Here is a 1,728-nt window from a genome sequence, read left to right on the forward strand (position 1 = left end):
CCGTTTAATTTATAGCTAACCGGATGTATATTCACTTTCCCCTTTAGATTTTCCTTTATAGCATCACCATATACAAGCCCAAATGGATTTTTTGATTTGTCCTGTGCTTCGGCGATGAGTCCCGTTGCCATAAACATGGCTACGATGATGTACTTTATCTGTTTCATTTATTGTGATTTTATGTTTCCTACTTATTATTATTTTGTAAAACCAAGTTTTGCAAGCCATTCGGTAAGCTGTACCGTCACTTGTTTTTCTTTTTCACCTGCTATCACAAAGCGTATTCCATCCCGTTCTACACCGGCTTTAGTTGTAAATCCTTCCAATATTTTGCTCTTGGAGCAAAGTTGTTTTATGATGTCAAAGCTGCTCCCAATGCCATATCCGGCATTTGTATTAAAAGGGATGACCGTCTTTCCTGCCAGATTATACTGTTTTAGGAAGCTTTTCATTGGCGGTGGGAGCTGCATCCCCCAGGTTGGAAAACCCACAAAGACGATGTCGTATTTTTCCATGCTGTCTATTTTCGTTTTCAGTGGTGGCAGATAGCCTGTTCTATTTTCTTCGGCAACCTGGTCGACGGTGGTTTGATAATGTGCAGGATAGGGCTTTTCGAGTTCAAGACCAACCAGATCACCGCCTACCTGCCGATGGATGATCTCAGCTACCGCTTGTGTGTTTTTTGTCCGAGACAGGTAAACGATCAAAACTTTCTGATCCTTTAGGGAGTCAGTACCTGTTATCGGGGTATCTTTGTCTCCCAATGTTGCTTCCTCTGCTCCCGAACAGGACGTTAAAGCGAACAGCAGGCAGAGTAGCAGGCAATATAAAGATCTAGTTTTCATTCGTATCGTTTTGATTTATACAAAGTTCCCTAAATCAGCTCTCTTTTTTAGTAGACGGATTACGGATAGTACTACCATTATTACTTATCCAGCCCTTTTTGCTTTAACCATTTGGACAATTCATCGGCAACTTGCAAATTGTTGAGGTCCGAAAAAGGAAAATGGGTATTTCCCATGATTCCAGCTTCGGGGAGATGGATGACCGTTGCATCTCCGCCATGTTTATTGATTGTTGCGGCCCATAGTCTGGCCATTTCAAGTCCCGAACGCCAGTGGTCTTTGTTCCATACATTGGTCGGTTCTTTGGCAATATTATCACCATAGTAGATGACAATGGGGATCTGGGTCAGCTTTTTAAAATCCGATAGGGGGATGGTACTTCCTTTGAGTTCACCAAACAGTCCCGACGATTTTATGGAGGCCGGAAGTTCACCCTCCGGAAATACAAATCCACTGTACGGTTCGTATGCAACGACCGCCCTAACTTTATCGTTTTTGATCGCGGTCTGCCAGCCAGGTCCACCGCCTTGGGAGTGGGTGACCAAGATTCCGGCACCAATCTTATCAAATAAACTGGATACCGCTGCGGTAATCACGGTTGCATCGAAAGCACCCGTATTGGGTGTCATCTGTCTATAAAACTGTTCTAATGCTATACTATCTTTTGGAAACTGAACATTCGGGAAATAGTTGGGGTAATTGCCCATACGAAATTGTGTAAACCAGAACTGCTCATCTGCCGTGGGCTTGATCGTTGCTTCCACCATACTTTTTCCAGCTTCGCCACGTCGAGGTTGATCGAGCAGATACACTGAGAATTTCCGACGGAGGAAAATGTTCTGAAAGCCTTCTCTACCATCTGCTGTTGTCTCCCATGTTTTTT

Annotated in this window: 2 protein-coding genes; both read right to left on the bottom strand. The window is 43.7% G+C overall.

The window, feature by feature from the left end; translation table 11 throughout:
* Positions 1 to 197: 197 nt before the first annotated feature.
* Positions 198 to 845, bottom strand: a complete 648-nt coding sequence (locus HP439_RS18955; RefSeq protein WP_172391887.1) for a flavodoxin — start codon at positions 843 to 845, stop codon at positions 198 to 200.
* A gap of 80 nt (positions 846 to 925) precedes the next feature.
* The coding region (locus tag HP439_RS18960) for an alpha/beta hydrolase (RefSeq protein ID WP_172391888.1) at positions 926 to 1,728 on the bottom strand (803 nt) is incomplete at its 5' end.

Source organism: Sphingobacterium shayense (assembly GCF_013179575.1).
Lineage (GTDB): Bacteria > Bacteroidota > Bacteroidia > Sphingobacteriales > Sphingobacteriaceae > Sphingobacterium > Sphingobacterium shayense.